The following is a 22863-nucleotide window of genomic DNA, read 5'->3' as shown; positions in this document are numbered from 1 at the left end:
CGATCAGACTCCCAGTACGGCCTTGGCGATGAGGAAGTAGACGATCAGGCCGGTCGCATCGCAGAAGGTCGAGATGAAGGGCGTCGAGAACACCGCGGGGTCGACGCCGATCTTCTTGGCGATCAGCGGCATCGCACCGCCGACCGTCGCGGCGAGCGTGCATATCGACAGCAGCGTCGTGCCGATGACCAGGCCCAGGTGCCAGTCGTAGACGAGTCCGGCAATGACGAACCCCAACGTTCCGAGCATCGCTCCCATCGTCGCGCCGACGCGGACCTCGCGAAACAGCACAGCGGCGATGTCGCGCGGGCGGACGTCACCCAGGGCGAGCGCGCGGGTCACCGTGGTCGCGGCCTGCGAACCGGTGTTCCCGCCCGTGCCGGTGAGCAGCGGAATGAACAGCGCGAGGGTCACCACCGCGGCCAGTGCATGCTCGAAGATCTCGAGCACCTGCACGGTGAGGATGGCCGACAACGCCAACACGAGCAGCCAGACCACGCGCGAACGAACGATGGACAGGACCGGCGTCGACAGGTACGGCCGACGCAGCGGTTCTGCACCGCCCGCCCTGGCGGCGTCCTCGTCCTCGGCCTCCTCGAGAATGCGAGAGGACTGCTCGAGGGTGAGGATGCCGATCAGGCGCTGTTCGGAATCGACCACCACCACCGCCGGACTGCGATGCTCGAAACACAGACGTGCCGCGACCTCCGCCGACGAGTCCGCCCGCACCACCGGATGCGACGAATGGAGCTCTCCGACCGGCGTGGTCGATTCCGCCGTCGCCAGATCGGCGAGCGTCACCACACCGAGCAACGTGCGATGGTCGTCGGTGATGGGCAGCAGGTACACCGATTCTGCGTCGGGACCGGTCCGTCGCACCGCGTCGAGAGCCTCGGCTGCCGTGGTGTCGCTGCGTAGGCGCACGTACTCCGGGCTCATCCGACGGCCTACCGAACCGCGGTCGTAGCCCAGCATCGGTGCGGTGAGCGCCCGCTGGGCGGGCGACAGGCCGAGCATCATGCGATGCGCGATGTTGGAGGGCAGCTCGTCGAGCAGTTCCACTCGGTCGTCGGGATCGAGGTTCTCGAACAGGGCGATGACGTCGTCGCTACGCAAACTCTCGAACAGCTCGCTGCGAATGGTCGCGTCGAAGCGCTCGAACACGACGACGGCCTCGTCCTTGGGCAACAGCCGAAAGAGAACCGCCCGCTGCGCCGAGTCGACCCGTTCGAGCATTCTGACCGCGTTCGTCGTGGACAGACCCGCCACCAGGGTCGACAACGCGGCCACGTCGCGCTCGGCCAGTAGTTCCGATGTCCTGGTCACGATGTCGTCGAGAGTCTCGGGCACCGGTCCATTTTGCCTTGCCGGCGGTCATCGACCGACAGCGGTCGCTACTCCGGAACGACGTCCCAGTGCTCGACGATGGCGCCGTCGAACCGGAAGATGTCTCCCGCGACGAAGGGGTCGGATTCTGCTGCGCCCGGCGCTTTCGCGAACGTCCACACCAGATCGCCGTCGGCCAGCGAGACGACCGATTCCGAGGCAGGGAACTGCGCGCCGCCGGCGAAGAACTGTTGCAGTGCCGCGGTGCCGTTGCCCGCAATCGGATTGTGTTGCAGGTAGGACGGGGCGAAGTCGGTCCCGAGCACGGACGCGTCGTGTTCGCGGAAGAGCGCGTCGTAGGTAGCCGTCACCGACATGCGTCGGCGCTCTTCCTCGTCCTCGGTCGGCTCGGTGGGCGCGGTCGGGTAGCGGTAGAGGTCACTGAACATGGTGTTGCCGCTCATCGACGTGGCCGGCACGGATTGCGTCATGGCCCAGTGCTCGGTGACCTTGCCGCCGTCGAAGGCGAAGAGGTCGATGTTCGCCTCACCGGTGGTCTCGGATGCCGGATCAGCGGTGGCCTGCCAGTGCACTGCCACCCATCTGCCATCGGCCGCGACACGCTTGACGACGGCTCGTGCACCGGGAATCCGTGTCCGGGTGGCCTCGAATCGGGCGACGATCGCGTCGGGCCCCACCACTGGTCCAGATGGATCGACGGCGTTCTCCGCCACGACCGACGCGGCGGCGGCGGGTTCTTCGGCCGTGAACGCAGATTCGAAGAGCGTCAGCGCTGCTTCTTCGTTGCGTGATTCGGTGACGCTGTCGGAGCGGTCGTCGGGCGACTGCGCGGCGACGGAGACGTCGTTCGGCTCCGGGGTGGAGGGCGACGTACCGCACGCCGTGATGGCGGACAGTGCGACCAGAACGGGCACGGTGAGTCGAGCAGCTGCGCGTGTTCGGTTCATGTCTGCTCAACTGACTTGAAGCTACAACAGTTCCCGAATCGGACGACGAACCTCGTGGACTGTTTCAGCGGGACAGATCGGCTCGGTCGGCCGCGGCTCGTCCCGAGTCCCATCCTTCGGCATCGAGGCGCGGGCCGCGCATCGGCTTGGCGGTGGGAAAGAGGCGGTCGAACTCCGCTTCCACGGCAACGGTCTGTGCCGCGAGAATCGGCAGCAGGTCGCCCGATTCCTGTCTCGCCTCGTCGAGGGCATGCGCGTCGGCATCGGTGAGACGATCTCCGATGCGGATGGCGTATGCGTAGAGGAACGCCTTGCCGAATGCGGCCGAGCCGGCCTTCTTTCGCTTCTTGGCTTCCGGGGAGTGGCCGAGAGCTCGGGTTGCCTGCACCAGCAGTGAGGTGAAGACGAGCTCGGCCTGTTCCACGTCCACCGGCGCGCCCACCAGCGTCGCAACGGCGTACTCCGCGTCCCAGATCGTCTTGACCCGGTTGGCAGTACCGGCGACGTGCAAGAGCTGGGCTTTGGCGGGTGCGTGCGGACCGTCGATGTGCACCCGTCGACCGCGAACGTCGAGATGACCCTCGGCCAACAGCAGCGTGTCGATCGAGTATCGCGTCATCAACTCCTGCGCCTTGGCGGTCAGCGTCTCGGCTTCCTCCGCGAAATCGGTGGCATCGGCCTTGGCCAGCAGACCGCGAATCTTGGCCAGCATCTTGCTGTTCGGTGAATCCGAGCCGGTGGTCGTCGGCACCGACGAGCGTGTGCGGGGCCATTGCGAGGGCTTGGCACCCAGTTGCGGCCAACGGGGGAGGGTTTGCCACTGGCCGAGCAGAGTGAGCACGTCGAGCCACTGATCGCTGGCGGCGATGTAGTCGGACTTGCCGGACGCCACGAGGTACGCCGTGAGGAAGTCGGGAGTGGCGTCGACTCGGGCTGCGACCGTCGGGAACTGTTCGCAGATCGCCGACATCTGATCGACCCAATCGTGCGGGGCGCGGGAGTCCGCTTCGATGAGATCGGCATGGTGCAGCAGTGCCGCGGCAGCGAGATTCGTCACGGCCACCGTGTGCTGACGCCGGACCACATGCATCAGATCCAGTGGTTGCCAGCCGTTTTCGTACAGTGTGCCGATCATGTTGGTCAGTGCCAGCGTGCCGAGTTCGTTCGCGTGCATCGAGACCAGACGGTCGGCGATGTCGTCGGCGATGCGTTGACTCTTGTTCTTGCCGACCGACGCCTCGGCTCCCTGTCTGAGCAGTTCCGGAACGGCGCTCATTCGGTGAGCACGATCAGTTCGGTGTCCGACGCCACTTCGACTCGAAGACCCGCCTTCGACGCCACGCGCGCAACAGCTTTCACATCTTTGGGCTCGGCCGTGGTCAGGGTCAGCGCGCGGGCGAGCAATCCCTTGTGATGCTTGTTGAAGTGGCTCACCACCGACCGACTGCCGTCGGGCTTCTCGGTGAGCACCGTTGCCGTGATCGCCCCGGGGATGGGCCCGAGCTGTTGATAGGTGCCGGACCGGAGGTCGACGACGATTCCCTCGGCCTCGGTGAGAAGGGCCTCGGACAGTCGAGGCTTCCAGTGCGCTCGCAACGTCCCGAAGTTCGGAATGGACGACCCGCCGGAGAGTCGATAGGACGGAATCGGGTCGGACGCGCGAACGGCCCCGAACAGTGCCGACCCGATCCACAGCCTGGCATCCGCACGCGCGCGTCCGGCACGGGTGAAGGTCGACGCCCCGAGAGCGTCGTACAACACTCCTGTGTACCGGCGCAGGGCGGGAGTGGTGGGCGAGGCGAACAGGCGAGCGTTCCGTTCGATCTCGTCCACCTGGGTCGGACCGAGACCGAGAGCGGTGATGGACGCGTCGACGTCGTCGGAGAGCCGGACCAGGGCGTCGGCAAGCGTTCGGCGGAGCGGAAGCAGGGACGGCAACGACAACCGGTCCAGATCGAGAGGTGCTCCGGAACCGCCGTCGGACTTCGTCTCGGAGGGAGGCAGCAGAATCAGCACGGGGGTCAAGGCTACTCACTTCGCGGCCGCCTATCCGCAGGCGCTGCACCACCGACTAGTCTGACAACCCGTGATCACCCGTCTTTCGCAGCTGTTCCTTCGTACCCTTCGTGACGACCCGGCCGACGCCGAGGTCGACAGCCACAAGCTGTTGGTTCGCGCCGGCTACGTTCGTCGTATCGCGCCGGGCGTCTATTCGTGGCTGCCGCTGGGTCTCCGAGTGCTGCGACAGGTCGAACGCGTCGTGCGCGAGGAAATGAACGCCATCGGGGCGCAGGAAATTTCGCTGCCCGCCCTGCTGCCGCGTGAGCCGTACGAGACGACGAACCGGTGGACCGAATACGGGGACGCATTGTTCCGGTTGCAGGATCGCAAGGGCAACGACATGCTGCTCGGTCCGACCCACGAAGAGTTGTTCGCGTTGACGGTCAAGGCCGAATACAACTCCTACAAGGACCTGCCGGTCACGCTGTACCAGATTCAGACCAAGTATCGCGACGAAGAGCGTCCTCGCGCCGGCATTCTGCGCGGACGCGAGTTCGTCATGAAGGATTCCTACTCCTTCGACATGGACGAGGACGGACTGAAGCGGTCCTACGCCGCACACCGCGACGCCTACCAGCGCATCTTCGCCAGGCTCGGGGTCAGCTACGTCATCGTCGCCGCGACGTCCGGCGCGATGGGCGGAAGTGCGTCCGAGGAATTCCTGGCCGAGAGCGACATCGGCGAGGACACCTACGTTCGGTGCATCGAATCGGGATACGCGGCCAACGTCGAGGCCGTCACTACCCCGGCACCGGACCCCATCGCCATCGAGGGGCAGCCTGCCGCGGTCGACTACGAGACGGGCAACACTCCCACCATCGCGACGCTGGTCGAGTGGGCGAACGGCGCAGATCTGGGTCGTGCCGTCACCGGTGCCGACACGCTCAAGAACATCCTGCTCAAGGTGCGGTCCGCCGGTGGCGAGTGGGAGCTGCTGGCCATCGGCCTGCCCGGTGACCGTGAGGTGGACGAGAAGCGTCTCGAAGCATCGCTCGAGCCTGCCGAATTCGCATTGCTGACCGACGCGGACTTTGCTGCTCACCCGTTCCTGATCAAGGGATACATCGGGCCACGTGCGCTGCAGGCCAACGGAGTTCGCTACCTCGTCGACCCCCGGGTGGTGAACGGAACATCGTGGATCACCGGTGCCGATGTGCAGGGCAAGCACGTGGTGAACCTCGTGGCCGGCCGCGACTTCGTTCCCGACGGCACCATCGAGGCCGCCGAGGTGCGTGACGGGGACATGTCACCCGACGGACAGGGGCCGCTGGTCAGCGCTCGCGGAATCGAGATCGGGCACATCTTCCAGTTGGGCTACAAGTACACCGATGCATTCTCGGTCGACGTACTTGGCGAGACCGGCAAGCCCGTGCGACTCGTACAGGGTTCCTACGGCGTCGGTGTCTCCCGTCTGGTGGCCGTCATCGCCGAGCAGATGCACGACGACAAGGGCCTTCGGTGGCCGTCGGAAGTAGCACCCGCCGACGTACATCTGGTGATCGCGAACAAGGACGAGGCCGCGCGCGCCGGCGCAGAATCCATTGCGACGCAACTCGATTCGCAGGGCATCGAGGTTCTATTCGACGACCGTAAGGCCTCGCCCGGCGTGAAGTTCAAGGACTCCGAACTGATCGGCGTTCCGCTCGTCGTCGTCCTCGGCCGCGGTTGGGCCGATGGCAAGGTCGAAATCCGGGATCGATTCTCGGGTGAGAGCCGTGAACTCGACATCGATTCCGCGGTCGACGAGATCGTCGCCGCGGTGCGCGCCACCACGTAACAGCCCGTCCCGATCTCTCCACGCTCGATCTCCCCACGCGCCGGTCTACTCGCTGGTAGCTTCGGGTCACACGACTAGGAGAGGTCACACCGTGGCTCAGTTTGCGCTGTTCGATCCGACAACTTTCGATCCCGCCGAGCTCGACGAGGAGTCTCGTCGTCAGCTCCGCGCACTGATCGATTGGTTCGAGGATCGAGGTAAGGCCAGGCTGCTCGCCGACGATCTCGAGGGAGTCTGGCCCGCCGACTTCCTCGAGTTCGTCGCAGCCCAGAAACTGTTCGCCACGTTCTCGACGCCGGCCGAGTATGCCAACGGGTTGCCCAACGCTCGTTGGGACGCTGCCCGCAACGCTGCTCTGAGCGAAATTCTCGGGTTCTACGGCTTGGCCTACTGGTACACCTGGCAGGTCACGGTGCTCGGCCTCGGCCCGATCTGGATGAGCGACAACGACGACGCCAAGCGCCGCGCAGCGCGAGAGCTCGACCGCGGCGGCGTCATGGCATTCGGATTGTCCGAGCGCGCACACGGTGCCGACGTCTACTCCACCGACATGCTGTTGACGCCCTCCGTCGACGACGACCTCGAGTTCACCGCGTCAGGGGAGAAGTACTACATCGGTAACGGCAACGTGGCGGGCATGGTGTCGGTGTTCGGTAGACGCACCGACATCGACGGGCCGGAGTCGTACGTCTTCTTCGTCGCCGACAGCTCGCATCCCGCGTATCGGTTGCGTGAGAGCGTCGTTCACGGCCAGATGTACGTCAGCACCTTCTCGCTCGAGAATTATCCCGTTCGCCGCGAGGACATTCTGCATACCGGACCCGACGCGTTCTCGGCTGCACTGAACACCGTCAACGTCGGCAAGTTCAACCTCTGCACCGGCTCGATCGGCATCTGCGAGCACGCGTTCTACGAGGCGATCACACACGCCAACAATCGGATTCTGTACGGCAACCGTGTCACCGAATTCCCCCATGTGCGCAGTGCATTCGTCGATGCCTACTCGCGGCTGACCGCCATGAAGCTGTTCAGTGCGCGTGCGCTGGACTACTTCCGCGCTGCGGGTCCCGGCGACCGGCGCTACCTGTTGTTCAACCCTATGACCAAGGCCAAGGTGACGTCCGAGGGCGAGACGGTGGTCCGCTTGCTGCACGACGTGATCGCCGCCAAGGGGTACGAGAAGAACACCTACTTCCGTGAAGCCGCGCAACTGATCGGAACACTGCCGAAACTCGAGGGAACGGTGCATGTCAACGTCGCCCTGATGCTCAAGTTCATGCCGGCATACATGTTCTTGCCCACCGATCAGGCGGAGGTCACCAGGTTCACCGACGCCGTCGACGACGGATTCTTCTTCGCCCAAGGCCCCGCTCGCGGCGCGAGTTCGGTTCGGTTCCACGATTGGAACCCGGTGTATCGCAAGCATTCCGGTGTTCCCAACGTGGGTCGTTTCTACGAGCAGGCCCAGGCGTTCGCGTCGTTCCTCGCCGAGTGCGCCCCCGACGAGTCGCAGCAACAGGACCTCGACTTCCTGCTCGTGGTGGGGCATCTGTTCTCACTCGTCGTCTACGGCCACCTGATCCTCGAACAGGCCGACGAGATCTCCACCGACATGCTGGACCAGATCTTCGACTTCCAGATCAGGGACTTCTCCGGCTACGCCGTCGCGCTGTACGGAAAGCCGTCGTCGACCGATGCGCAGCAGAAATGGGCGCTGGACGCCGTACGCAAGCCGGTGGTGGACGCAGCACGATTCGAGACGGTCTGGAACGACGTCGTCACGTACGACGGTCGGTACGAGATGCGCCCCTAGGCGTCACAGCTGTCCGGAATCGGCTGGGACGAGCTTGGTTCCGAACGCGCACATCGTCATCTCGTGCAGTCCGTCGCTGTCCTCCGGATGCTCCGGTGCCTGCATCGACAACAAGACGTTGAGCAGCATTCCGTGCGCGATGAACTGCCGAGCCTGATCTTCCGAACACCCGGTACCGCTGCGGATCTGGTTGTAGATCGCGCCCATTCCTTCTCGTGCCTGGCGGCCGATCTCGGGTACCGACCCTGCACCGAACCCGTGCATCATGACCATCAAGAGGTCGCGATCGGCCACCAGATCGGCGTAGGCACCGCCCAGGTCGGCCCAGGTCTCGTCGTCCGCTGGGTCCAGAGGCCCCGAAGCGAGCACTGCGTCGAACGCCGTCATGATCCCGTCGATGGAGCGTTGGAAGACCAGCCGAAACAATTCGACTTTGGTTCCGAACATCCGAACCACATACGGCTGCGAGACGCCCGCTTCCTTCGCCACCGCATCGGTGCTCGTTCCGGCAAAGCCCCCGCGTGCGAACGCTCGTGTCGCGGCGTCGAGGACGAGTTCTCGACGGTCGGCCGCGTCCATTCGGGTTGCTCGGGGCTTGGGCGTGGGAGTGTCGGACATGTTGACAGGTTATCAGTCGATAACTTACGGTCGCATCATAAGTAATCATTCGATGCTTACAAACTCGAGACGGGACGTTCGCCATGACCGCTACAGCCTCTCCGCCTGCAGTGCACCCCGCCGCTCGGTCTATTCCGGTGTGGCTGGGAATCGTCGCCGCATCCCTGCCCATGTTCATGGCGACCCTCGACAATCTGGTGATGACCAGCGCGCTGCCGGTGGTTCAGCAGGATCTGAATGCGTCGGTCGGACAGCTGCAGTGGTTCCTCAACGCCTACACACTGAGCTTCGCGACATTCATGCTCACTGCAGCAACCTTGGGCGATCGCTGGGGCAGGCGCGCGGTGTTCCTCGGCGGGATAGCGCTGTTCACCGCGGCCTCCGTGGCCAGCGCGCTCGCCACGAGTCCGGCAATGCTCATCGCCGCGCGGGCGATACAGGGCCTCGGTGCCGCGGCGATCATGCCGCTGTCACTGACTCTGCTCGCAGCTGTCGTCCCGATTGCCAAGCGCGCCATGGCAATCGGAATCTGGGGCGGTGTCTCGGGCCTCGGTGTCGCACTCGGGCCTGTCGTCGGTGGTGCGGTCGTCGACGGTATTTCCTGGCAGGCGATCTTCTGGATCAACGTCCCGGTGGCGCTCGTCGCGGTACCGCTGGCGTACATCGCCCTGACCGAGTCGACCGGACGCAGGCAACCGCTCGATCTACTGGGTGTGGTGCTCGCGGGCGGCGGGGTGTTCTTGCTCGTGTGGGCGGTGGTCCACGGCAACGACGACGGATGGGCATCGTCCACCGTGCTCGCGAGCTTCGTCGGCTCTGCGGTGCTTCTCCTCGCGTTCGTCTCCCGAGCATGGCGAACCCCGTTCTCGGTACTGCCGTTGACGCTCTTCCGATCACGCAGTTTCACGCTGGCGAACATCATCGGAATCACGTTCTCGCTCGGCATGTTCGGGGCCGTGTTCCTGCTTGCTCAGTACCTGCAGATAGTGATGCACTACAGCCCGTTCGAGGCGGGCCTTCGCACATTGCCCTGGACCGCCGCGCCTATGGTGGTCGCACCCATTGCGGGTCTCGTGGCCGATCGAGTCGGCCTGCGCGGCTTGTTGGTGTCCGGACTGGCGTTGCAGTCGCTGTCACTGGTGTGGATGGCACTGATCCTCGGACCCGACACCGCCTACCTGTCGATGGTGCCCGCGCTGTTGATGGCCGGAGTCGGCATGGGGTTGACCTTCGCGCCCTCGGCGACCGCAGTGTTGCGAGACATGGACGACGACGATCACGCCACGGCGAGCAGTGCGAACTCCACTGTGCGGGAGGTGGGAATTGCGCTCGGAATCGCCGTCCTGACGGCGGTGTTCATCGGAAACGGAGGATCACTCACCCCCGCTGGATACACCGACGCGCTGGCACCCGCTCTACTCGTAGGCGCAGGGGCGGTGGCGATCGGATTGGTTGCGGCACTGTTCATGCCGGGTCGTTCCGCCGGTCCGGCGGACGACGTGGTCACGGCTGACCGGGAAAAGCCGTCGACGACGGTGTGACGCCGAGGATCTGCTGCCATGTGGCCAGTCTGATCGCGGCCTCGGTCAGTGCCTGGACGCCCATCTCGCGAGTGCCGCCGGATCGACTGCGCTCGACGGCCGAGCGCCACGCCACGCTCGTGTCGATCTCTGCCTGAACAGCGAGCTGCACAGCCGAGATCGCATCGGTCACCGGAAACGGAGACGCGTATGCCGGATCGGGCAGGGGCGCTGTGACGCTGGCCGCGCGGAGTGCGTCGATGGTCGAGTCTCGACGCGCTCGGTGTGCCGCGGTGCACGCGGCCACCATGTCTGCTCGGGTCGGGTTGGAGAACGCCGCGACGATCCCGTACGCGAAGACGGCTGCGTACTCGGCGACGAGTGCATCGACGAGCCCCTGTTGTTCGGGTCCGAGATCGCTCATGCGAGTACCACCTGAGCGAACACCGTGCACGAGGCACTGATCGACCCGAGAAGGCCGGCGCGATAACCGCTTTCGTCGCGGGCGGCGGTCGCCGCACTGCGTGCCGAGGCGGTCAGCGCATCGCGCACCGCGCCGAGATCGGGTGGCGGCGCGGACTGGGCCGCGCTCGTGGTCGTCGTGGCAGTCGCCGACGAGGTGTCGGTGGTCGCTCCGGTAGCCCGGGCGATCTCGGTCTCGAGTGCATCCGCCTGTTCGGTCCGCTGGGCCGCGACCACGCCGAGAGCTCCTGCGTAATCGGGAGCGACCGTTGCCGCCGAAGACGCAGCCGCGGCGTCGGAGCGAGCGGAGCGCAACTGTGCCGTCAGAGAATCGAGTGCGGGACCGGAGATTTCCTCCGCGCCGCAAGCCGTGACGGTCGACGCCGTGGCCGCTGTGAGTACGGCGGCACCGGCGAGCCGGAACAACCCACGTCTGTTCAACGAGAGAGGGGCGGTCGGCGTGGGCACCCCGATATCGTGCCAGACCCTCGACCGTGTCGGACCCTCGAGGCGACACGCGCCGTGCCCGTGTGTCGCCTCGGCCGTGCGTGGTCGCGAGCACCACCTGCGGGGCGGTAGTCTGTTGGTTCACCAAACGCGGTCCGGCGCACCTGTGCCGCATTGCCGACAACTACACACGAGGAGTTCGCGACATGCCTGTTCCGTCCCAGGAAAGGGTTGTCGAACTGCTCGGCGACCTGGTTCGAGATCGGGGCTACGACCTCGAGGACGTGAACGTGGTCGCTGCCGGTAAGCACAGTGCCGTGCGCATCATGGTCGACCGTGAAGACGGCGTCGACCTCGACGCGCTGCCGGAGTTGAGCCGGGTGATCTCCGATGTGTTCGACGGCGTGACCGATTTCGGCGAAGCGCCGTACACCCTCGAGGTCACCACTCCCGGAATCGATCGCCCGTTGACACAACCACGGCATTGGCGTCGCGCGCGTGGTCGCAAGGTGCGGATCGAACTCGCCGACGGCAAGGTCGAGGGCCGCGTCGGACTTCTCGACGGTGACTCGGTTGCCCTCGTGATCAAGGACAAGGGAGTTCTCTCGACACGATCGATCGCGCTGGCCGATGTTGTGAAAGCTGTTGTGCAGGTAGAATTTTCGCGGCCGACCGCAGAAGAGATGGATCTTGCGGGCGGCGTGGTGGGCGGTAGGCCGTCACCCGCGAACACCGACGAAATCGTGAATGTGGAAGCACCGGAAGAAGGGTCGGACAAGTGAATATCGATATTGCAGCTCTGCGCGCCATCGAGGCGGACAAGGGCGTTCCGATCGAGATGGTGATCTCGACGATCCAGACCGCGCTGTTGACCGCCTACCGGCACACCGAGGGGCACCAGTCCAACGCGCGAATCGACGTCGATCGCAAGACCGGTTCCGTCCGGGTGATGGCCAAAGAGTTCGACGCCGAGGGCAATCTGATCTCCGAGTGGGACGACACGCCGGAAGGCTTCGGCCGGATCGCTGCCACCACCGCTCGTCAGGTGATTCTGCAGCGTTTGCGCGATGCGGAGCACGAGCGCTCCTTCGGGGAGTACTCGACCCACGAGGGTGAAATCGTCAACGGCGTCATTCAGCGCGATACGCGCGCCAACGCCAAGGGCACCGTCATCGTCCGGATCGGCAGCGAGGCGAACGGGGCCGACGGCCTGCTTCCGCCCGCCGAGCAGGTTCCGGGGGAGACGTACGAGCACGGTGAGCGCATCAAGTGCTACGTCGTCGGAGTCGCGCGGGGCAACCGCGGCCCGCAGATCACGCTCTCGCGCACACACCCCAATCTGGTGCGCAAGTTGTTCGCGCTCGAGGTGCCCGAGATCGCCGACGGTTCGGTCGACATCGTGGCGGTAGCGCGTGAATCGGGGCACCGCTCGAAGATCGCGGTCGCGTCGACGGTCTCGGGCCTGAACGCCAAGGGTGCATGTATCGGGCCGATGGGGCAGCGCGTGCGGAATGTGATGAGCGAACTGGCCGGCGAGAAGATCGACATCATCGACTTCGACGAGGACCCGGCGACGTTCGTCGGGAATGCACTGTCGCCGTCGAAGGTTGTGTCTGTGACCGTGGTGGACGCAGCCGCTCGCGCGGCGCGCGTGGTGGTCCCGGAGTACCAGTTGTCGCTGGCGATCGGCAAGGAAGGGCAGAACGCTCGACTTGCCGCTCGATTGACCGGTTGGCGTATCGACATCCGCAGTGACGCGGCGGCACCCGAGACGACCAGCGCCTAGGGCCGGAATGCGGAGATCGAGGCAATACAGCGGTAGAGTGGTCGATGGTTCGGTAACGACCTCTCCGCTCGGAGACGTGAACGCGAGAATCCGGTTGTGACAAGCCGGCCGATTCGTACATGTGTCGGGTGCAGGGAGCGGGTGCCGGCCGCCGATCTGTTGAGGATCGTGGTTCGAGAAGCTGGTTCGTACGAATTCGCTCTCGTCCCCGACATCCGGCATTCGATGTCCGGTCGTGGTGCTTGGTTGCACTACAACCGAGAATGCCTGCACAATGCGGAACGTCGCCGAGTCTTCGGCCGCGCGTTTCGGATATCGGGAAATGTGGAATCGTCCGCAGTATCGGACGTGCTCGACGAGCACGAACGGCTGCACGGCGAGAACACGACAAGAGCAACACCCGTCGACAAGAACAGGCAACAGCACTGATGAGCACACCGTGAAGCACCAACGATGAACGTCCATCGGAGATAACCCGAGGTCGTGCGGGCACCAAGCCTCGCTCGGCCTCTCAGTGAGGAGAGCAGTGGCAGGCAAGGCCCGCGTGCACGAGTTGGCAAAAGAACTCGGTGTCACCAGTAAGGAACTACTCGCACGGCTCAAAGAGCAAGGCGAGTTCGTCAAGTCCGCATCATCCACAGTCGAAGCCCCCGTGGCTCGTCGACTTCGTGAATCCTTCCCGTCCGCAAACGCGGACGCGCCGGCGTCCGGTGCAGCAGCACCCAACGGTCGCGCAGCAGCAGATCGTGCGTCGGATTCCGCCGCGAAGCCCGGCGCAGCAAAGCCGAGTGGACCTCGTCCCGGACCCAAGCCGGCATCCCGCCCGGCCGAGCCCGAGGCCCCCGCTGCACAGGCACCCGCAGCGCAAGCTCCGGCAGCACAGTCGCCCGCTGAGGTAGCTCCCGCTGCCCCGTCGGCACCGGCCGCTGCGCCCACGCCGGCACCGGCTGCGCCCACCCCTCGTCCGGCAGCACCCGCTGCTCCGGTCGAGCAGGCACCTGCCGCGTCGGCCGAGGCAACAGCGTCGGCTCCGGCCGCCCCCAAGCCCGCTGGTCCTGGCCCCAAGCCCGGCCCGAAGGCTCCGCGCGTCGGAAACAATCCGTACTCGTCGGCTCCGGTGGAACGACCGGCTCCGCGACCCGCTCCCGGTGCCGGTGCTCCCCGCCCCGGCGGCGGACGACCGGCTCCCGGACAGGGTGGACCCCGTCCGGCCGCACCGGCAGGCGGCGCTCGTCCGGCTCCCGGACAGGGCGGCCCCCGTCCCGCACCGGGTCAGGCCGGACCTCGGCCCAGCCCGGGCTCCATGCCTCCTCGCCCCAATCCGGGTGCGATGCCGACTCGTTCGGCACGTCCCGGCCCCGCAGCAGGACGTCCCGGTCGCCCCGGCGGCGCACCGGGTGGACGTCCGGGCGGCGGCGGTGGCGGTGGCTACCGCGGCGGTGGCGCTCCCGGCGCGCCCGGTGGTGCACCGGCAGGCGGCGCTCCCGCAGGTGGCTTCCGTGGCCGTCCCGGCGGCGGTGGCCGTCCCGGTCAGCGTGGCGCAGCCGCAGGTGCGTTCGGTCGGCCCGGCGGAGCAGTCCGCCGCGGTCGCAAGTCGAAGCGGGCGAAACGCGCCGAGTACGAGAGCATGCAGGCTCCCGCAGTCGGCGGCGTCAGGCTGCCCCGCGGCAACGGCGAGACCATTCGTCTCGCCCGCGGAGCATCGCTGTCGGACTTCGCAGACAAGATCGACGCCAACCCCGCTGCACTCGTGCAGGCACTGTTCAACCTCGGTGAGATGGTCACCGCGACGCAGTCGGTCAACGACGAGACGCTGGAGCTTCTCGGCGGCGAGATGAACTACGTCGTGCAGGTCGTCAGTCCCGAGGACGAGGATCGCGAACTGCTCGATTCGTTCGACCTCACCTACGGCGAAGATGCCGGCGGCGAGGAAGATCTCGAGCAGCGTCCCCCGGTGGTCACCGTCATGGGCCACGTCGATCATGGTAAGACTCGACTGCTCGACTCGATTCGTAACACCACGGTGCGCGAAGGCGAGGCAGGCGGAATCACGCAGCATATCGGTGCGTACCAGGTGTTGACCGAGCTCGAAGGCAACGAGCGTCTCGTGACCTTCATCGACACCCCCGGTCACGAGGCCTTCACGGCCATGCGTGCTCGTGGTGCCAAGGCCACCGACCTTGCGATCCTCGTGGTCGCGGCCGACGACGGTGTCATGCCGCAGACGGTCGAAGCCATCAACCACGCCCAGGCGGCCGACGTGCCGATCGTGGTCGCGGTCAACAAGATCGACAAGGAAGGCGCGAACCCGGACAAGATCCGGCAGCAGCTGACCGAATACGGTCTGGTCGCCGAGGAATACGGCGGCGAGACGATGTTCGTCGACATCTCCGCCAAGCAGGGCACCAACATCGATGCCCTCCTCGAAGCGGTGCTGCTGACGGCCGATGCGTCACTCGATCTGCGTGCCAACCCGGACATGGATGCCCAGGGTGTCGCCATCGAGGCACACCTCGACCGCGGTCGCGGTCCGGTGGCCACCGTGCTCATCGCCCGCGGAACGCTGCGCGTCGGTGACTCGATCGTCGCCGGCGATGCCTACGGACGCGTGCGTCGCATGGTCGACGAGCACGGCGAGGACGTCACCGAAGCGATGCCGTCCCGGCCCGTTCAGGTCATCGGCTTCACGTCGGTGCCCGGTGCAGGCGACAACCTTCTGGTCGTCGACGAGGACCGGATCGCCCGTCAGATCGCCGATCGCCGTAATGCCCGGAAGCGCAATGCTCTGGCGGCCAAGAGTCGCAAGCGCATCAGCCTCGACGATCTCGATGCAGCTCTGAAGGAGACTTCGCAGCTCAACCTGATCCTCAAGGGTGACAACTCGGGAACCGTCGAGGCGCTCGAAGAGGCCTTGCTCGGTATCCAGATCGACGACGAAGTCGAGTTGCGCGTCATCGACCGCGGTGTCGGTGGCGTCACGGAAACCAACGTCAACCTGGCGTCGGCATCCAACGCGATCATCATCGGCTTCAACGTGCGGGCCGAGGGCAAGGCAACCGAACTCGCCAACCGCGAGGGCGTCGACATTCGGTACTACTCGGTGATCTACCAGGCCATCGACGAGATCGAGAAGGCCCTCAAGGGCATGCTCAAGCCGATCTACGAAGAGGTCGCTCTGGGCCAGGCCGAGATCCGCGCGCTGTTCCGTTCCTCGAAGGTCGGAAACATCGCCGGTTGCCTCGTCACCTCCGGTACGATCCGTCGCAACGCCAAGGCGCGCCTGCTCCGTGACAATGCGGTCGTGGCCGAGACCGTGACGATCTCCTCGCTTCGCCGGGAGAAGGACGACGCAGTCGAGGTTCGTGAGGGATACGAGTGTGGTTTGACGGTGACGTACTCCGACATCAAGGTGGGCGATGTCATCGAGGCGTACGAGCTCCGTGAAAAGCCGCGCGACTAGAACAGGTCCGGAGCTGAACAGCTCCGTTCCCGGTCGCGTCGGCTCGGTGGTGAAGCCAGGGGAGTGACACTGCACTCCGGGGACGAGCCGGTGGTGGTACGACATATGTACCGCCACCGGCTTTGTCGTCGGAGCTGATCGAAGGGGCGTCGTCAGCGTGTATCTGGGTGCTTTGGAGTTGGACGTGTTGTTGGGGGACGTGCGTTCGCTCGCCGAGAAACGGTCGATGGTGGAACCGGTTCTCGGCGATCTGCAGAGGCTGGGAGTGTCTGCCGCCGAAACCGGTGAGCGAGAACGTATTCGGCGTTCGATGTTGGGCGTGGCAGCGGCGGGCACGAACGTCGACCTGTTGCACGACAAGCTCGACGAGTGCGAGCGGCACGTCGCCGAGCGTCAGGATCTGGAACTGTTGGCAGTACGCCGAAGAATTTTCGGCCCCGAGGATTAGATCGGGGAGTTCGTCGAACGTGTTCGGCGAATGTTGGAGCGTAATCGCCGAGACGTCGCACTGCAGTGACGTCCGGCCATGAAAGAGGAGTGTGATTGTCGTGGTGGATCAGGCCAGGGCTCGTAAGTTGTCCAAGCGAATCGCCGCTATCGTTGCGACGGCGATCGACCACGAGATCAAAGATCCACGGTTGGCGTTCGTGACCATCACCGACACGAAGGTGACGGCCGACCTGCACGACGCCACGGTGTACTACACCGTGATGGGCGAGGATCTCGATACCCCGCCCGATCTGCAGGGAGCTGCGGCGGGTCTGGAGAAGGCCAAGGGCGTTCTCCGCTCGAAGGTCGGAGCCGGTACCGGTGTGCGGTTCACTCCGACGCTGACGTTCGTGACGGATACCGTCCCCGACACCGCCCGGCACATGGAAGAGCTGCTCGAACGCGCTCGCGCAGCCGACGAGGAGCTGGCTCGCGCCCGGGCGAACGCGAAGCCTGCCGGAGACCCGGACCCGTACAAGGCTCCCCGCGAGGAGTCCCCCGCGGATCGCGGCGATGCAGAAGCCGTCGAGCCAGCCGAAGCCGACTGAGATGTCCGATGGCTCTGGTTCGGAGTTCGAGCTGGACGAGGATCTGGCGCGTGCGATCGAGATGCTCGAGCGCGCTTCCTCGGTGACCGTGCTCTGCCATGTCCAGCCGGATGCCGACACGATCGGCAGCGGATTGGCAATCGGTTCGGTACTCGAACGTCGCGGCGCGCAGGTGCAGGTGGCGTTCGCCGCGCCCGCGTTTCTGCCGCAATCGATGGAAGAGCTACCGAACCGGCATCTGCTGGTGGAGCCGGAGAAGGTGGCCGAATCGGTCGATCTGGTGGTCACCGTGGACGCCGGAAGCCGAGGTCGACTCGGTTCGCTCGGCGAGCGACTCGACTCCGCATCGGAGTCCCTGGTCATCGACCATCACCGGAGTAATACGCGGTTCGGAACACTGAACGTCGTCCACGCGTCCGCCGAGTCCACCACGGCCGTGATCGTCCGCCTGCTGGATCGGTGGGGTGTCGACATCGATGCGGACCTGGCGCATCTGCTGTTCGCGGGTCTGGTCACCGATACCGGGTCGTTCCGGTGGGTGCGGCCGGGTTCGCATCTGCTCGCGGAGAGGTTGCTCGCGACCGGCATCGACGGTGCACGTATCGCCCGTCGCCTCCTCGATACGCACCCCTTCGACTGGCTGCCGATGCTCGGGGCGGTACTGGGTTCGGCCGAGTTGCTGCCCGACGCGGCGGGCGGACGGGGGCTCGTGTACGCCGTCATCCGGAGCGAGGATTCGGCCGGTCTGAGGTCGGAGGAGATCGAGAGTGTCATCGACATCGTGCGGACCACCTCCGAGGCGGAGGTGGCCGCGGTGTTGAAGCAGCAGGATTTCGGGTCGGTCTGGGTGGTGTCGCTCAGATCCAAGACGCAGGTGGACGTATCTGCAGTGGCGACCGGGCTCGGCGGCGGTGGGCATCACAACGCCGCGGGCTACACCGCGACCGGTGAGCTCCCCGACGTGATCGATGCGCTCCGTGAGGCCTTGTCGGCGTCGTGAGTTCCACCCCTGTCACGGCTCGCAGAATTCTCGGGCTGTCGCTTCCATCGCTCGGAGTTCTGGCCGCCGAACCCCTCTACCTCCTCTTCGACGCGGCGGTCGTCGGCCGGCTCGGCGCGTTGGCTCTGGCCGGCCTGGCGATCGGGGGGCTCGTCCTCGCTCAGGTCAGCACGCAGCTGACCTTCCTGTCCTACGGAACCACTGCGCGTGCGGCGCGCATGCACGGTGCCGGTCGTGAGCGCGACGCCGTCGGGGAAGGGGTGCAGGCGACGTGGCTGGCGGTGGCGATCGGTCTCGCGATCGTCCTCGTGGTCCAGTTGTTCGCCGCCCCCGTCGTGTCGCTACTGGCCGGTGGCGGTGACATTGCCGCGGAGGCACTGCTGTGGCTGCGCGTGGCGCTGGTGGGGGTGCCGTTCATTCTGATATCGCTGGCCGGGAACGGCTGGATGCGCGGCGTGCAGAACACGACGACACCATTGCGGTTCGTCGTGCTCGGTTTCGGCGTGTCGGCGGTGCTGTGTCCACTCCTCGTCCACGGCCTGCTCGGATTTCCCCGGCTCGAATTGGTGGGCTCGGCCGTTGCGAACGTCATCGGCCAAGGCGTCGCAGGCGCTCTGTTCGTCGGTGCCCTCGGGCGGTCGGGTGTGCCGTTGCGCCCGCGCTGGTCGGTCATGCGGGCGCAGCTGGTACTCGGCCGCGATCTGATCGTGCGCAGTCTCGCGTTCCAGGCGTGCTTCCTGTCTGCCGCAGCGGTCGCGTCGCGATTCGGTGCCGCGTCGGTGGCGGCAAATCAGGTGGTGCTGCATCTGTGGAACCTGGTGTCGTTGATGCTCGACTCGTTGGCCATCGCCGCGCAGACACTCGTGGGAGCGGCTCTGGGCGCGGGCAGGACCGAGGACGCGCGTGCGCTCGCTCGCCGGTTGACGGCATGGTCGACGGTCTTCGCGGTGGTCCTGGCGGCGGTGTTCGCCGCCGGGCAGCCGGTCGTCCCGGGATTGTTCACCACCGACGTCTCGGTGATCGATCAGATGCAGGCGATCTGGTGGATCTTCGTGGCGATCATTCCGGTCGCCGGTGTGGTGTTCGCGTTGGACGGGGTGCTGTTGGGCAGCGGCGATGCCGCGTTCTTGCGTAACGCCACGATGGCGTGTGCGGTCGTCGGGTTCCTGCCGTTCATTTGGTCTGCCCTGGTGTTCGACTGGGGTGTCGTGGGCATCTGGCTGGGTCTGGGTGTTTTCGTCTGCCTGCGCATGGTCGCGGTCGCCGGTCGAGTGCTATCGGGTAAATGGCTCGTGACCGGTAGCGATCGGCAACTGCGAGACTGATCGCGTTCGCATGCATCACCGCCGTGACACCAGGGCCGGATGCAGCACCACCTCGCGGCTCTTGACGACGAAGAACACCCGTCGGCCGGGTTCGAGGCCCAGCTCCGATACTGCGGCGGCGGTGATGTCAGCCGCGATACCCGGTGTGCCGTCGGGGTGCGGACGAGCTCGGACGCGGATGCCCGAGCCCTGCACTTCCATCTCCTCTATGACTACTTCGAAGACGTTGCGCGGGCTGGCGTGCGGCGCGGTGAGGTGTACCGAAACCGCAGCGGGGGAGAAGACTGCGACCACCGGCGTCCCGGAACCGTGTTGCCCCGAGCCGTGCACGACGGTGTCCCACGGCGTGCGCAGCGCGGTGGTGTCGCCGACGGTGAGTGCGTGGCCCGAGATCAGATTGACCCCGGCCATGCGAGCACCGAACTCGCTTCGCGGGGCGGTGAGAACGTCGGCGACCGAACCGCGTTCGACGACGCGTCCACCGTCGACGACGGCAACGGTGTCTGCGAGTGCGACGACGTCGAGCAGATCGTGGGTGACGATCAGTGCCGTACGACCGTTCTCTCGGAGTACGGTGCGCAGCAGTCTTCGGATGGCCGGGGCCGTGTCGACGTCGAGCGCGGCGAGCGGTTCGTCGAGCAGGAGGAGTCGGGGATCGGCGGCGAGTGCGCGGGCGATGGCAACCCGCTGAGCTTGGCCCCCGGACAGCTGTGCCGGGCGGCGCTCGGCCAGGTGAGAGGCTCCGACTGCGTCGAGCCATCGATCGGCCACTGCCCCGGCCGTCCTCCGGTCGGCGCCGGAACTACGTGGTGCGAATGCGACGTTCGTCCGTGCGGTCATGTGGGGAAACAGCAGTGTCTCCTGTGCCAGAGTCGCGATGCCGCGGGCGTGCACCGGAACGGCCGTCCTTGCGGTCGTGTCGGTCAGAACGTCCTCGCCCAGGCGGACGATGCCGTCGTCGGGTGGCACCAGGCCCGCGACGAGCTGCAGCAGTGTGGATTTACCTGCGCCGTTCGGTCCCAGGATCGCCGTTGTTTCACCCTCGGCGACATCCAGCTCGAGATCGACGCCCCGGGCCGCGACGGTGGCGCGCAGGTGTAGCGAACTCATGGTGTTCCCGTCGTTCGAGTACCGCGAGCGGCCAGGACCACCACTGCCGCGACGACGACGAGGACGAGCGACAGGGCTATCGCTGCGTCGGGGTCGGACTCGCGTTGCAGATAGATTTCGAGGGGCAGGGTTCTGGTCACTCCCTCGAGAGAACCGGCGAACGTCAGGGTCGCGCCGAACTCTCCCAGTGCGCGCGCGAACGCGAGAACGATTCCGGACGTCAACCCGGGCAGGATCAAGGGGAGGGTGACGCGGCGCAGGACCGTCGTAGGGGGAGCGCCCAAGGTTGCGGCCACCACTTCGTATCGGTCACCGGCAGTGCGCAGCGCGCCCTCGACGCTGACCACCAGGAAGGGCAACGACACGAAGGCCTGGGCGAGCACCACGGCCGTCGAGGTGAACGCGATCCGGATTCCGAAGGCATCGAGATGTTCGCCCAGTAGCCCCTGGCGACCGAACGTGTAGAGCAAGGCGATACCGCCGACCACCGGGGGGAGCACCAGTGGGAGGACGACGAGGGAACGCATCGTCGACAGACCGCGAAACGAACTGCGGGCGAGGACCGTTGCCATCGGCACACCCAGGAGCACACACAACACCGTGCTCGCCGAGGCCGTCTTCAGACTCAACAGCAGTGCGGCTACTGCGGACTCGGACGTGATGAGCCCGAAGAAGTTCGTCCAGTCGATTCGGGTGAACATCGCGGCCAACGGCGCGACGACGAGAAGCGCTCCGGCAGCGGCAGGGACGAATATCCATCCGGGTACACCGACGGTCGGACCTGTGCCCGCGGCGTGCCCGGTCACGGTGCCGCGAAACCGGCCTGCGTCAGCACTTCACGGCCGACCGGTCCGGCGACGAAGTCGGTGAAGGCGCGGGCCGTGTCCACGTTGTCGGATCCGCTCAATGCTGCGATCGGATAGGTGTTGACCGCCCCGCTCGATTCCGGGAAAGGCACGGCGGTGACGGCGTCTGCGGCCCCCGTTGCATCGGTGACGTACACCAGTCCGGCGTCGGCCTGACCGGAGGTGACCTTGCCCAGAACGTCGGTGACGGACGACTCCTCGCTGACGGCCGGGATGTCGGTTCCGGTGGCGTTCTCGACGGCTGCCGTGGCCGCGCCGCACGGCACCTGCGGCGCGCAGATCACCGTCAGCACATCGGGTTTCGCCAGATCGGCGAACGACCGGACGGCCTTGGGGTTACCCGGGGCAGTGACGATGGTGAGGGTGTTGGAGGCGAAATCGACCGGGTCGCCGGCGACGAGGCCGGCATCGACGATCGTGCTCATGTTCTTGGTATCGGCAGAGGCGAACACGTCGGCAGGTGCACCGTTGACCAGTTGCGCGGCCAGATCGGAGGAGCCCGCAAAGCTGAAATCGACGGTGGTACCGGGATGTTCCTGCTCGAAGCGGGTGCCGAGCGGGGTGAACGTCGAGCGCAGTGATGCCGCCGCGAACACGGTCAGCGTGCTCGAACCCCCGTCCTGCGGAGCGTCCTCGGCAGCGGGGTCGGCCGCGCACCCTGCAAGCATCAGGGCGACCGCGACCAGAGCACCGTGAACCGCTCGAATGTTCTTCACTGACATCGTCCTTCGGTCCTAGGGGGTTTCGACAATGACGGTCGTGGCCTTGACGACCGCGACGGTGATGGAGCCCGGTTCGAGCCCCAATTCCTGGACCGACCGGGTACTCATCAGGGACACGATGGTGAACGGCCCACACTGCATGCGGACCTCGCTCATGACCGCGTCGGAGACCACCTCGGTCACCAGCCCCACGAGTCGGTTCCGGGCCGAGCTACCGCCCGATGCCACCTCGGGCGGGGGAGCGGCGTGCTCGCGGGCGTACTGCGCGAGAGCGCGCGCGTCGACGACCTTGCGGCCCGTCTCGTCGTCGCGGGAGGGCAGGGTCCCGCTGTCCATCCACCGGCGGACGGTGTCGTCGCTGACTCCGAGCAGTGCGGCGGCGTCGCGTACCCGTATCGGCGGTGCCGTCATCGCACGATGCCGTTTCCTGCAGCTATCCGCAAAAGCGTCATGAAAGGCACCATATACCCGAATCTGCGGTCGTTGCTGCGTGGACCCTCCTTTCGGAGCCGTCGGACGAACCGCAGCGGTTCACCCCCGCGTGCACCGCTGCGGAATCTCCGGG

At 66.1% G+C, this 22863-nt stretch carries 22 protein-coding genes; 11 read left to right on the top strand and 11 right to left on the bottom strand.

Translation table 11 applies throughout. The annotated features are described in order from the left end of the window. Positions 1-3: 3 nt before the first annotated feature. The 4 genes from mgtE to yaaA form a co-directional block, all read right to left on the bottom strand. A complete protein-coding gene (mgtE, locus tag RFA01S_RS13920) occupies positions 4-1350 on the bottom strand; it encodes a magnesium transporter (protein WP_052060644.1) in 1347 nt (448 codons plus the stop codon). Between the two features lie 44 nt (positions 1351-1394). Further along, positions 1395-2294: a nuclear transport factor 2 family protein gene (locus RFA01S_RS13915; protein WP_032407061.1), complete on the bottom strand. Its 900-nt coding sequence runs from the start codon at positions 2292-2294 to the stop codon at positions 1395-1397. A gap of 64 nt (positions 2295-2358) precedes the next feature. Continuing rightward, a complete protein-coding gene (locus RFA01S_RS13910; RefSeq protein ID WP_032407062.1) occupies positions 2359-3570 on the bottom strand; it encodes a DUF2786 domain-containing protein in 1212 nt (403 codons plus the stop codon). Beyond that, a complete protein-coding gene (yaaA, locus tag RFA01S_RS13905) occupies positions 3567-4310 on the bottom strand; it encodes a peroxide stress protein YaaA (RefSeq protein ID WP_027496738.1) in 744 nt (247 codons plus the stop codon). The genes RFA01S_RS13910 and yaaA overlap by 4 nt, the downstream gene beginning before the upstream one ends. 70 nt (positions 4311-4380) lie before the next feature. On the opposite strand from yaaA, the gene RFA01S_RS13900 reads away from it, so the two are divergent. Next, positions 4381-6132, top strand: coding sequence for a proline--tRNA ligase (locus RFA01S_RS13900; protein ID WP_032407063.1), 1752 nt, complete (start codon positions 4381-4383; stop codon positions 6130-6132). Between the two features lie 91 nt (positions 6133-6223). After that, positions 6224-7945, top strand: a complete 1722-nt coding sequence (locus tag RFA01S_RS13895) for an acyl-CoA dehydrogenase family protein (RefSeq protein ID WP_032407064.1) — start codon at positions 6224-6226, stop codon at positions 7943-7945. A gap of 3 nt (positions 7946-7948) precedes the next feature. Here RFA01S_RS13895 and RFA01S_RS13890 read toward each other — a convergent pair whose 3' ends face one another. Next, positions 7949-8563: a TetR/AcrR family transcriptional regulator gene (locus RFA01S_RS13890; RefSeq protein WP_032366433.1), complete on the bottom strand. Its 615-nt coding sequence runs from the start codon at positions 8561-8563 to the stop codon at positions 7949-7951. Between the two features lie 83 nt (positions 8564-8646). Here RFA01S_RS13890 and RFA01S_RS13885 point away from each other — a divergent pair, with 83 nt between their 5' ends. Further along, on the top strand, positions 8647-10104 hold the full coding sequence (locus RFA01S_RS13885) for an MFS transporter (protein WP_052060645.1): 1458 nt from the start codon (positions 8647-8649) through the stop codon (positions 10102-10104). On the opposite strand, the gene RFA01S_RS13880 is transcribed toward RFA01S_RS13885, so the two are convergent. Together RFA01S_RS13880 and RFA01S_RS13875 are read right to left on the bottom strand one after the other, a co-directional pair. After that, positions 10067-10507, bottom strand: a complete 441-nt coding sequence (locus tag RFA01S_RS13880; RefSeq protein ID WP_027496742.1) for a ferritin-like domain-containing protein — start codon at positions 10505-10507, stop codon at positions 10067-10069. The genes RFA01S_RS13885 and RFA01S_RS13880 overlap by 38 nt on opposite strands. Continuing rightward, positions 10504-11013 carry a hypothetical protein gene (locus RFA01S_RS13875; RefSeq protein ID WP_032407065.1) on the bottom strand — a complete coding sequence of 170 codons (510 nt, stop codon included), beginning with the start codon at positions 11011-11013 and terminating at the stop codon, positions 10504-10506. The genes RFA01S_RS13880 and RFA01S_RS13875 overlap by 4 nt, the downstream gene beginning before the upstream one ends. Before the next feature lie 185 nt (positions 11014-11198). Here RFA01S_RS13875 and rimP point away from each other — a divergent pair, with 185 nt between their 5' ends. The 8 genes from rimP (at position 11199) to RFA01S_RS13835 (ending at position 19600) form a co-directional block, all read left to right on the top strand. Further along, complete coding sequence (gene rimP, locus RFA01S_RS13870; RefSeq protein WP_032370966.1) at positions 11199-11774, top strand: ribosome maturation factor RimP; 576 nt, start codon at positions 11199-11201, stop codon at positions 11772-11774. Continuing rightward, positions 11771-12778, top strand: coding sequence for a transcription termination factor NusA (gene nusA / locus RFA01S_RS13865; RefSeq protein WP_027496745.1), 1008 nt, complete (start codon positions 11771-11773; stop codon positions 12776-12778). The genes rimP and nusA overlap by 4 nt, the downstream gene beginning before the upstream one ends. A gap of 96 nt (positions 12779-12874) precedes the next feature. Then, on the top strand, positions 12875-13207 hold the full coding sequence (locus RFA01S_RS13860) for a YlxR family protein (protein ID WP_052053323.1): 333 nt from the start codon (positions 12875-12877) through the stop codon (positions 13205-13207). 97 nt (positions 13208-13304) lie between these two features. After that, positions 13305-16238: a translation initiation factor IF-2 gene (gene infB, locus RFA01S_RS13855; RefSeq protein WP_032366434.1), complete on the top strand. Its 2934-nt coding sequence runs from the start codon at positions 13305-13307 to the stop codon at positions 16236-16238. Positions 16239-16395: 157 nt separating this feature from the next. Continuing rightward, positions 16396-16686: a DUF503 domain-containing protein gene (locus tag RFA01S_RS13850; RefSeq protein ID WP_027496748.1), complete on the top strand. Its 291-nt coding sequence runs from the start codon at positions 16396-16398 to the stop codon at positions 16684-16686. Positions 16687-16786: 100 nt separating this feature from the next. Further along, positions 16787-17275, top strand: a complete 489-nt coding sequence (gene rbfA / locus RFA01S_RS13845; protein WP_027496749.1) for a 30S ribosome-binding factor RbfA — start codon at positions 16787-16789, stop codon at positions 17273-17275. A gap of 1 nt (position 17276) precedes the next feature. Then, a complete protein-coding gene (locus RFA01S_RS13840; protein WP_032366435.1) occupies positions 17277-18275 on the top strand; it encodes a DHH family phosphoesterase in 999 nt (332 codons plus the stop codon). Then, positions 18272-19600, top strand: coding sequence for an MATE family efflux transporter (locus tag RFA01S_RS13835; protein ID WP_032366436.1), 1329 nt, complete (start codon positions 18272-18274; stop codon positions 19598-19600). Before RFA01S_RS13840 ends, RFA01S_RS13835 begins: the two co-directional genes overlap by 4 nt. 15 nt (positions 19601-19615) lie before the next feature. Here the strand turns inward: RFA01S_RS13835 and RFA01S_RS13830 are convergent, their stop codons facing one another. Genes RFA01S_RS13830 through RFA01S_RS13815 form a run of 4 tightly spaced genes read right to left on the bottom strand, consistent with a single transcriptional unit; the run spans position 19616 to position 22709 of the window. Then, a complete protein-coding gene (locus RFA01S_RS13830; protein WP_032366437.1) occupies positions 19616-20710 on the bottom strand; it encodes a sulfate/molybdate ABC transporter ATP-binding protein in 1095 nt (364 codons plus the stop codon). Then, positions 20707-21516: an ABC transporter permease gene (locus tag RFA01S_RS13825; protein ID WP_032407066.1), complete on the bottom strand. Its 810-nt coding sequence runs from the start codon at positions 21514-21516 to the stop codon at positions 20707-20709. Before RFA01S_RS13825 ends, RFA01S_RS13830 begins: the two co-directional genes overlap by 4 nt. Beyond that, entirely contained in the window at positions 21513-22298 is a 786-nt protein-coding gene (gene modA, locus RFA01S_RS13820; protein WP_032366439.1) for a molybdate ABC transporter substrate-binding protein, read from the bottom strand. Before modA ends, RFA01S_RS13825 begins: the two co-directional genes overlap by 4 nt. Before the next feature lie 12 nt (positions 22299-22310). Further along, the gene (locus tag RFA01S_RS13815) at positions 22311-22709 is read right to left on the bottom strand and encodes a TOBE domain-containing protein (RefSeq protein ID WP_027496755.1); all 399 of its coding nucleotides are present in this window, start codon (positions 22707-22709) and stop codon (positions 22311-22313) included. Positions 22710-22863: the final 154 nt, after the last annotated feature.

The sequence above is a fragment of the Rhodococcoides fascians NBRC 12155 = LMG 3623 genome (assembly GCF_001894785.1).
In the GTDB taxonomy this organism is placed as follows: Bacteria; Actinomycetota; Actinomycetes; order Mycobacteriales; family Mycobacteriaceae; genus Rhodococcoides; species Rhodococcoides fascians.
The sequence above is the reverse complement of the archived record's forward strand: the minus strand, read 5'-3'. Positions and strand labels throughout refer to the sequence as shown.

Coding starts and splice junctions, on each gene's coding strand:
- RFA01S_RS13915 (WP_032407061.1), bottom strand. CDS start 2,294: ATGAACCGAACACGCGCAGCTGCTCGACTCACCGTGCCCGTTCTGGTC.
- RFA01S_RS13910 (WP_032407062.1), bottom strand. CDS start 3,570: ATGAGCGCCGTTCCGGAACTGCTCAGACAGGGAGCCGAGGCGTCGGTC.
- RFA01S_RS13890 (WP_032366433.1), bottom strand. CDS start 8,563: ATGTCCGACACTCCCACGCCCAAGCCCCGAGCAACCCGAATGGACGCG.
- RFA01S_RS13885 (WP_052060645.1), top strand. CDS start 8,647: ATGACCGCTACAGCCTCTCCGCCTGCAGTGCACCCCGCCGCTCGGTCT.
- RFA01S_RS13880 (WP_027496742.1), bottom strand. CDS start 10,507: ATGAGCGATCTCGGACCCGAACAACAGGGGCTCGTCGATGCACTCGTC.
- rimP (WP_032370966.1), top strand. CDS start 11,199: ATGCCTGTTCCGTCCCAGGAAAGGGTTGTCGAACTGCTCGGCGACCTG.
- RFA01S_RS13840 (WP_032366435.1), top strand. CDS start 17,277: ATGTCCGATGGCTCTGGTTCGGAGTTCGAGCTGGACGAGGATCTGGCG.
- RFA01S_RS13830 (WP_032366437.1), bottom strand. CDS start 20,710: ATGAGTTCGCTACACCTGCGCGCCACCGTCGCGGCCCGGGGCGTCGAT.
- modA (WP_032366439.1), bottom strand. CDS start 22,298: ATGTCAGTGAAGAACATTCGAGCGGTTCACGGTGCTCTGGTCGCGGTC.
- RFA01S_RS13815 (WP_027496755.1), bottom strand. CDS start 22,709: ATGACGGCACCGCCGATACGGGTACGCGACGCCGCCGCACTGCTCGGA.